Raw genomic sequence first — 8,338 nt, forward strand, 5'->3', positions numbered from 1 at the left:
ACGTGAATGGCCTCCCTTTTAGCTTAAGCCGAGACGGCGGAAAATCGTATCGACATGCTTCAAATGCCAGCTCGGATTAAACGCATCCTCAATCTCTTCCACGCTCAGCGCCTCCGTAATCGCCGGCGTGCTCAGCACGATCTCGCGGAACGAACGCTGCTCTTCCCACGCCTGCATGGCGCGCGGCTGCACGGTGTCGTACGCTTGCTCGCGGCTGAAGCCCTTGTCGATCAGCTTCGTCATGACGCGGCCGGAGAACGGCACGCCGTACGTGCTTTGCATATTCCGTTTCATGTTCTCAGGGAACACGGTCAAGTTCTTCACGATGTTGCCCAGACGGTTCAGCATGTAGTTCAGAAGAATCGTCGCATCCGGCAAAATAACTCGCTCCACCGAGGAATGCGAAATATCGCGCTCATGCCACAGCGTCACATTCTCGTAAGCGGAGATCATGTGGCCGCGGATGACGCGAGCCAGACCCGAGATGCTCTCGCAGCCGATCGGGTTGCGCTTGTGCGGCATGGCCGACGAGCCCTTCTGGCCTTTCGCGAACGGTTCTTCGACTTCGCGGAATTCGCTCTTCTGCAAAGCGCGGATTTCCGTCGCGAACTTGTCCAGCGACGTAGCGATCAGTGCCAGCGTCGCCATGTATTCCGCGTGGCGGTCGCGCTGCAGCGTCTGCGTCGAGATCGGAGCAGGCTTCGTGCCGAGCTTGCCGCAGACGTATTCTTCGACGAACGGATCGATGTTGGCGTATGTACCGACCGCGCCGGAAATTTTGCCGAACTGCACGCCGTCCGCCGCAAAGCGGAAACGCTCCAGGTTACGCTTCATTTCTTCATACCAAAGCGCCATTTTCAAACCGAACGTCGTCGGCTCCGCATGCACCCCGTGCGTGCGTCCCATCATCGGCGTGTCTTTATAGGCAATCGCTTTTTCCTTCACGATTTCGATGAAGTTCACGATGTCTTTTTCCAAAATGTCGTTCGCTTGCTTCAGCAGGTAGCCGAGCGCCGTGTCAACGACGTCCGTCGACGTCAAGCCGTAATGCACCCATTTGCGCTCCGGGCCAACCTTCTCGGATACCGCGCGGGTGAAGGCGATCACGTCGTGACGCGTCTCCTGCTCGATTTCGTAAATGCGGTCGATGTCGAAGCTGGCGTTCTTGCGCAGCTCAGCAACGTCTTCCTTCGGAATGACGCCGAGTTCCGCCCACGCCTCACAGGACAAGATTTCCACTTCCAGCCAAGCCTTGAATTTATTCTCTTCCGTCCAAATCGCGCCCATTTCAGGCCGGGTATAACGATCGATCATGTTTGTTTCTCCATCCCTCTATTTTTTATTAGACTCCCATATATTTGAAGCCTCTATCCAGCGAAATGCCGCTTCCGGCGACGCCGTCAGCAAATTCACATGCCCCATCTTGCGTCCTTGCTTCGCTTCCTGCTTGCCGTATAAGTGCAGCTTCGCCGTCACGCCAGCCACTTCCCGCTCCGACTCGGGCTTTGCGATCCACGCGAGCAGCGGCTCCACGTGCTCGCCAAGCACATTCGCCATCACGACCGGCTGCATGAGCGCCGGATCGCCGAGCGGCAAATTGCAGATCGCGCGCACATGCTGCTCGAACTGCGACGTCCGGCACGCCTCCATCGTATAGTGGCCGGAGTTGTGCGGCCGCGGCGCCAGCTCGTTGACGAACAGCTCGCCGTCTTCCGTGAGGAACATCTCGACCGCGATCAGGCCGATGACGTCGAGCCCTTCCGCGATTTGCACCGCCATCCGTTCCGCCCGCTCCAGTACGTCCGCCGGCACTCGTGCCGGTACGATGGATACGTGCAGGATGTTGTTCACATGCTCGTTCTCCGCCGCAGGGAACGCCCGCACCTCGCCGCGCGGGCTGCGTGCGGCAATGACGGATATTTCCTTCGCGAAACGAATAAACTGTTCCAGCACAAGCTCGGTCTTGGCCCGGCTTAACGTTGCGTAGGCTTCCTCGATCTCCTCCGCCGAGCGGATGACCCACTGGCCCTTCCCATCGTAGCCGCCTGTCGCCGTCTTCAGCACGCACGGCGTGCCGAACCGGCCGACCGCCTCCCGCAGCTGTTCCACGCTGCCGATCTCCGCATACGGCGCCACTTTCACGCCAGCCGCTTCGATCGCCCGCTTCTCCCGCAGCCGGTGCTGCGTCGTATAAAGCAGCCTGCTGCCCTGCGGAACGTATGATTCGTTCATCAGCAGCTCCGTCACGCTCGCATCCACGTTCTCGAACTCATAGGTAATGACGTCCGACAGCTCCGCAAGCTTCCGTGCCGCCTCTATGTCATCGTACCCTGCTACGATCTGCTTGTCCGCCACTTGTCCGCACGGCGCGTCCGGCGTTGGATCGAGCGTAGCGAAGCGATAGCCCATCGCCCGCCCGGCAAGCGCCAGCATCCGTCCGAGCTGCCCGCCCCCGAGCACGCCGATCGTCGCGCCCGGCGCCAGCACCTTGTCCGGATCGTACGGCTTCCCCCGCACTGTTCTTTCCGTCATTCCAGCACGCTCTTTTCTATCACCGTTTGCGCAACGCGCTCCCGTCGTTCCACAATCCGCCGCTGCAGCTCCGGATCGAAAGCGCCAAGCACCTGTGCCGCATACAGCCCCGCATTCGTTGCGCCCGCTTGTCCGATCGACATCGTGCCGACCGGCACGCCGCCAGGCATCTGCACGATGGAGTACAGCGAATCGAGCCCGCTCAGCGTGGACGACTTCACCGGAACGCCGATCACCGGCACCACCGTCTTTGCCGCCACCATTCCCGGCAAATGCGCGGCGCCGCCCGCGCCCGCAATAATGATCTTCAGCCCTCGTTCCACCGCCGTCTCGGCGTACTCGAACATCAAATCGGGCGTTCGGTGCGCGGAGACGACTTTTTTCTCATAAGGGACTCCGAGCTCGTCAAGCACGCTGCAAGCATGCTTCATCGTTTCCCAATCGGATTGACTGCCCATAATGACACCCACAAGCACAGACATGGTAACCTCCGTTGTCGATTTATCGCTAACAAATAAAAAACGCCCTTCGGATAGATACTGAACTTATAGTGCAGTCTATCGGCAGGACGACAAGAAATACCCCTAAGCGCAAGTTAAGGCCTGGCACAGAACATGCCGACCTCTTCATGAACACTTACTCGTAGTCCAAAAATTTAAGGTTTTCGGGTAGATACTTTCGGGCCATATTCCCGACGATATACGAGACTATTTAACTAACTTTCCTCAAGCTCTTTCACTTCCTTAGTTTAGCAGGCTTTAACACACCGTGTCAACTAGAAAACACGAACATTCCATTATATTAATGAAAAATAGTTCGCTTTTCACGCAATGTTCATGCCATGTTCCTCATTAAAAAACAACGGCGCCAGTTGAATCCCGGCACCGTCATTCCCACTATTTCCCACGTAAGTGTATGCAAAAGGCATATTCATGAAGTCCGGCTCCAGTCATGAACATCCATTCATCCATCATTGGCCTCCTCCCTGCGGGCTCCTGATTTGAATTTCGCAAGCTCCGCCATGCCCTGCCGTACTTCTTCCCGCGATAACCCTCCGTCTTCCAGCTGCAATGTCGAATCCGTCAGCCAGCGCTCGTACATCTCCATGCCGATGTCCAGTACGCGTGAAAGCCGCTCGTTCCATGCATCCCCCTTCACTTCATCGATCCAGTGAAAAAGCGCATCTTCCGCCTTAGCAAGCCGTCCTGTCTCATCATAATAAGGAACAAGCAGTTCGAGCTGGGAGGCCTCCATGCCCGATCGACCGATCAATTCCAACGCAGTCTCGATCCTTCGCTCCGTTTCCTCGCGCAAGTCCGCACTTTCCTCCATCTTACGAATCGTCAGCAGCAGCTCAAGCCATTTAAGCGCCTCGGCCTTCCCGGCCTGTATCTGCCCTTCCTGCTGCAGTACCTTGACACGGGCCAACAGCAGGTCTGAGGCTGCGAGCGCCTTCCCGATATCCGGATGTCCGCCAGGCGAGAGGAGCGCCAGCAAATCTTTCACCGACAACGCCTGCAGCAGCTTGGAATCCAAACCGACGAGCTGCCTTAACGCATGGTTCAACAATTCCATACGCTCGTGGAACGATAACGCCTGTTTATGTAAAACTTTCATGACTACCCGAGCCGTCTGCTCGATGAGCTTCATTATATAATCGCGCTGATACATGTCTGGTGCCTCCGTTTCTGTACAGATCGTCCTGCCCCCAAGTCTAGAGCGCAGATTGCAGGAACAGGTTTTTATTGTACCACCGATCCTGTTTCCGGACATCGATTCAGGCCGAAATTCATCGCGATTTACAATTACAGGAAGTGACTGGATGAATTTATGCATTGAACCATTACGGCAACCTATGGTAAGTTTTTAAAAGCCGAATCGAACAGTTCATTTTCTGAACGTACGGGGGACGCATCACATGGGGTGAATAATTGAGTTCCGCGATTGCCGCGGGCCAGCTTAGGGAAAATCCTCTTCCCGAACCCGACAACTAACCTCGGAGGCTGACAGGAGGGATACAATTGAATAAGAAATTCAAAAGCATGCTTCTTGCATGCAGCTTGATGTTGCCTGCGTTTTTGTCCGCAGCGCTGCCGGCACACGCCGCTCCGTTAAATCTGCCCACTGATATCAAGGTGCAGATCAACGACTCGCTGGTGCACTTCCCGGATGCCCAGCCGCTTCTGGACGGCAACTCGAAGCTTCATGTTCCTGCGCGGACAATCGCCGAAAAACTCGGCTATAAACTGACTTGGCAGCAGGAAGGCTCGCAAATTCACGTTGCGATCAGCAGCGGCGATACGACCTTATCGGTCACAACCGGGGAACAAGTCATCAGCGTTAATAACCAAACCGCTTCAATCGAACATCCGGTGAAAATGGTGAACGGCCGCGTCTACGTCCCGTTCCGTCTGCTTGCCGAAACGTTCGGCAAGACCACCCAATGGGATGCGAACAACCGGATCGCCATTCTCGGTACGGACGGCAAATACCACGCTCCGGCATGGTATCGTCCCAAGACGATCGCCAAAAATTATGTGAAAGTCATTGAAGCGAAGGCTACTGCCTATACCGCTGCTCCAAGCGAGAACGGTGGGTATGGCTCGCTGGATTATATGGGTAACACGCTGAAGCTCGGTACCATCGCTGTCGATCCGAACATCATTCCCCTCGGTTCCAAAGTGTATATCGAAGGATATAACTATGCAGGGCTCCCAACCGGCGGAATGTACGCAACGGCCACCGATGTCGGCGGTGCGATTAAAGGGAACAAAATCGACATCTTCGTTCCTGAAAGCCCGAGTCAAGCATCGCGGTTCGGCATTCAACAAGTGAAAGTGTACGTTCTCGGTTCTTAAGCAACCGTAAGCCCCCCACAACAGCAGCCTTTCGAGGCTGCTGTTTTTATTTGCCTGCCTTTGTTCGTGGATAGCACACTGCGTTTAGCCCGAAACTACAAGTAAATATCCCGGCGGAGGTGGTGTGACATGTTCAGGAAGGTTATGCTGCTGATGTTCTGCTTGCTGCTCTGCTGCACGACGGCGAGCGCCGCGGCGCCCGGCAGCGATGAAGTCGTCTGGAACGTGCAAACCGATCAGAAGCTGATCGCATTAACGTTCGATGACGGCCCCAATCCGGTTTATACGCCGCAGATTCTCGATATTCTTCGAGACTATCAGGCCAAGGGTACGTTCTTCGTACTCGGCAAACGGGTGCAGTTGTTTCCCGCCATCGCCATTCGCGAAGTGAACGAAGGACATGAAATTGCCAATCATACGTTCGACCATCATTATTTGAAAAATTATCCTCCCGACCGGTTGATTCAGGAAATTCGCCAAACGCAGGAGGTCATCTTTGATATTACGGAACAGATGCCGAACGTGTTTCGTCCTCCCGGAGGTTTTTATAACGACACGCTGCTCCATTCGATGAAAGAAGATAAGCTGACCGTCGTGATGTGGTCCTGGTATATGGATACGAAGGATTGGCGCAAGCCCGGCGTCGACAAAATCGTTCAGCAGGTGCTCGGGAACGTGCACAACGGCGACATCGTGTTGTTTCACGATTTGGAGGGGGATTGCACGCAAACGGTTGAAGCCTTGAAGCGGATTCTGCCGGAGCTTAAATCACGAGGCTATCAATTCGTAACCGTGTCCGATCTTATCGCGAAGACGCGGAAATAAACAAAGCCGGCCCACTGGTGCGTGAGGCCGGCTTTGCAATAGCATTGGCATGTACTTATTTTTAGTTTTCCATTATTACATAATTTATGATATTATAAATGAAGAAAAGCGTACATACGTTCCTGTCTGGAGTTGATACATGATGGCGACCGCCACCAAGGACCCGTATATCCGCAGCATCGAACTGCTTCGGGATAAAGTGCCTTCCTTCACCCGTTATCCGTTCCACCTTTCCGCTCTGCGTGATTTCTCCGGGTTAAAGCTTCACCCCAAAGTTACTTATATCATCGGAGAGAACGGAACCGGCAAATCGACGCTGCTGGAGGCGATTGCTATTGCCTGGGGTTTTAATCCCGAAGGCGGCACATTAAATTTTGCGTTTTCGACGCGTGATTCCCATTCGGAGCTTTATCGTTACATCCGCTTGGTTCGGGGCGTGACTAAACCGAGAGACGGATTCTTTTTTCGAGCTGAAACTTATTACAATTTGGCGACGAATATCGACCAATTGGATAGCGAATTTTCGTACGGAAGACGCATCATCGACTCCTATGGCGGCAAGTCGCTTCATGAGCAGTCGCACGGAGAGTCATTCTTCTCCGCATTCGTCCATCGTTTCGGAGGCAACGGTCTCTACATCTTGGATGAGCCTGAAGCCGCACTGTCGCCGTTGAAGCAAATGTCGATGCTTGCACGTATCCACACCCTCGTTGAGCAGAACTCCCAGTTCATCATCTCGACGCACTCGCCGATTCTGATGAGTTACCCGGACGCCGTTCATTATCAATTAACCCCGGATGGTTTACAAAAGACGACTTTGGAAGAAACCGAGCACTACTTGATCACGAAGCAATTTATGACGAATCGGGAACGCATGCTCCGTACTTTATTTGAAGACGAGGAGTAAAAAAACAGGCGCACGTACTCCGCCTGTTTGCTATTGCTGCGCTAGATCGGTTTGCCGTTCTTCTTATTATCGTAGCGGTGACTGCGATTATCCAAGGGTCCCGGGCTGCCGCCGACCGGCGGTTGGATTTGAACCGGTTCTTCCGTCGTCCGGGTACGATGCAAATTTGTCGCCGCCGCGGCATGCGTTCCTAGTTCCGCCAGCTCATTATTCGAATTGTTTCCTTGAATCGGACTCATAGCTGAATACCTCCTCTAGTTGAGTGTTATGCCATAGATGTAATGTAATCAGGGTTTAGTATGCCGCACAGCGGCACGGTTTCATCCGTCCGGCATCATTAAAAAACCCCCATCATAAAGTGGGGGCGGAGGACCGCAGCTTGGATCTTGTTTTACGTCCATAGGTTTGTTTATAAAATTTTGAAAACAACGTTTCGACCATTTCAATTTCCGATTCAGACAGATTCATGATGTCAAAATAATCTTGAGTTTCCTTATCGGAAGCAAACTCTTGCCATGTTAAGAAGCTATTATTTTGAACGGCTTGATTTAAGGCCGAGCTGATTTTCTTTTTGATGCCGCCTGTGCATAGCTTAAAATGGTCGGGCTTATAATACCGTTCTGACTTCACAATGTCCGGATTTATTTTTAGAAGCTCGCAGGCGTTCAATGCATCGTCCAGGGCCGAATGATGCTGCCCGACGAAAGGAATCTCTTTAGCTGCCAGCACTTGCTGTAATCCGCCATCAAAAAACCGGGACATATCGATCAAGCGTGTTAACCAATCCGAAGAGATCGCATGAATCTTACAGTCGACAAACAGACTGAAAAAGTCCGTACTTCCCCACGCTACGATTTTATAATCGACTCCACAGAAATCAATAAATTTGGCGATGACTTCCGGAAAAGGCGGGCTGGTGGTCAACACGTCCTTATCGATTTTGCAAAAATTCAAGGCGAATTGATTGATGGGGTACTTGGGATTGATATAACTTTGAAACGTATCGACGATCTGTAAATGTTCATTTAATTTAACTGCGCCAATTTCCAAGATCTCCATCGGATGGATAGCATAATGTTTTCTACCGTTAAACTCAAGATCGATCACAATGTACGGCAAGGTTTCACCCCATTTAGTTGTGCTGTGGGTTATTGTTTGTTTTTTTGAAGAAAAAAAGACCAGATCGACAACATGTCGAATCCTGGTCTTTTACGTT

At 53.0% G+C, this 8,338-nt stretch carries 9 protein-coding genes and 2 riboswitches; of the genes, 3 read left to right on the forward strand and 6 right to left on the reverse strand.

All coding sequences use genetic code 11. The features are described from left to right. Positions 1-18: 18 nt before the first annotated feature. The 4 genes from purB to FKP33_RS22845 form a co-directional block, all read right to left on the reverse strand. A complete protein-coding gene (purB, locus tag FKP33_RS22830) occupies positions 19-1,314 on the reverse strand; it encodes an adenylosuccinate lyase (RefSeq protein WP_054800265.1) in 1,296 nt (431 codons plus the stop codon). 18 nt (positions 1,315-1,332) lie between these two features. Beyond that, entirely contained in the window at positions 1,333-2,532 is a 1,200-nt protein-coding gene (gene purK / locus FKP33_RS22835) for a 5-(carboxyamino)imidazole ribonucleotide synthase (protein WP_141336446.1), read from the reverse strand. Next, positions 2,529-3,014 (reverse strand): 5-(carboxyamino)imidazole ribonucleotide mutase, encoded by a 486-nt coding sequence (gene purE, locus FKP33_RS22840; protein ID WP_127608582.1) that lies wholly within the window; start codon positions 3,012-3,014, stop codon positions 2,529-2,531. Before purE ends, purK begins: the two co-directional genes overlap by 4 nt. A 141-nt stretch (positions 3,015-3,155) precedes the next feature. Further along, positions 3,156-3,257, reverse strand: a riboswitch (purine riboswitch). 238 nt (positions 3,258-3,495) lie between these two features. Continuing rightward, the gene (locus FKP33_RS22845; RefSeq protein WP_141336447.1) at positions 3,496-4,203 is read right to left on the reverse strand and encodes a DUF6483 family protein; all 708 of its coding nucleotides are present in this window, start codon (positions 4,201-4,203) and stop codon (positions 3,496-3,498) included. Between the two features lie 190 nt (positions 4,204-4,393). After that, positions 4,394-4,552: riboswitch (cyclic di-AMP (ydaO/yuaA leader) on the forward strand. A gap of 1 nt (position 4,553) precedes the next feature. Here FKP33_RS22845 and FKP33_RS22850 point away from each other — a divergent pair. The 3 genes from FKP33_RS22850 to FKP33_RS22860 all read left to right on the forward strand — a co-directional run bounded on the left by FKP33_RS22850 (position 4,554) and on the right by FKP33_RS22860 (position 7,122). Then, positions 4,554-5,390 carry a stalk domain-containing protein gene (locus tag FKP33_RS22850; RefSeq protein WP_280531820.1) on the forward strand — a complete coding sequence of 279 codons (837 nt, stop codon included), beginning with the start codon at positions 4,554-4,556 and terminating at the stop codon, positions 5,388-5,390. A 129-nt stretch (positions 5,391-5,519) separates the two neighbouring features. After that, positions 5,520-6,215 carry a polysaccharide deacetylase family protein gene (locus FKP33_RS22855; protein WP_127608584.1) on the forward strand — a complete coding sequence of 232 codons (696 nt, stop codon included), beginning with the start codon at positions 5,520-5,522 and terminating at the stop codon, positions 6,213-6,215. A 142-nt stretch (positions 6,216-6,357) separates the two neighbouring features. Next, positions 6,358-7,122, forward strand: a complete 765-nt coding sequence (locus FKP33_RS22860) for an AAA family ATPase (RefSeq protein WP_127608592.1) — start codon at positions 6,358-6,360, stop codon at positions 7,120-7,122. A gap of 41 nt (positions 7,123-7,163) precedes the next feature. On the opposite strand, the gene FKP33_RS22865 is transcribed toward FKP33_RS22860, so the two are convergent. Together FKP33_RS22865 and FKP33_RS22870 are read right to left on the reverse strand one after the other, a co-directional pair. Further along, complete coding sequence (locus FKP33_RS22865; protein WP_054798103.1) at positions 7,164-7,361, reverse strand: hypothetical protein; 198 nt, start codon at positions 7,359-7,361, stop codon at positions 7,164-7,166. Positions 7,362-7,473: 112 nt separating this feature from the next. Continuing rightward, positions 7,474-8,241, reverse strand: a complete 768-nt coding sequence (locus FKP33_RS22870; protein ID WP_181410251.1) for a 3'-5' exonuclease — start codon at positions 8,239-8,241, stop codon at positions 7,474-7,476. Between the last annotated feature and the right edge of the window lie 97 nt (positions 8,242-8,338).

Origin of the sequence: Paenibacillus sp. tmac-D7 (assembly GCF_006519665.1) — a bacterium.
GTDB classification, from domain to species: Bacteria; Bacillota; Bacilli; order Paenibacillales; family NBRC-103111; genus Paenibacillus_G; species Paenibacillus_G validus.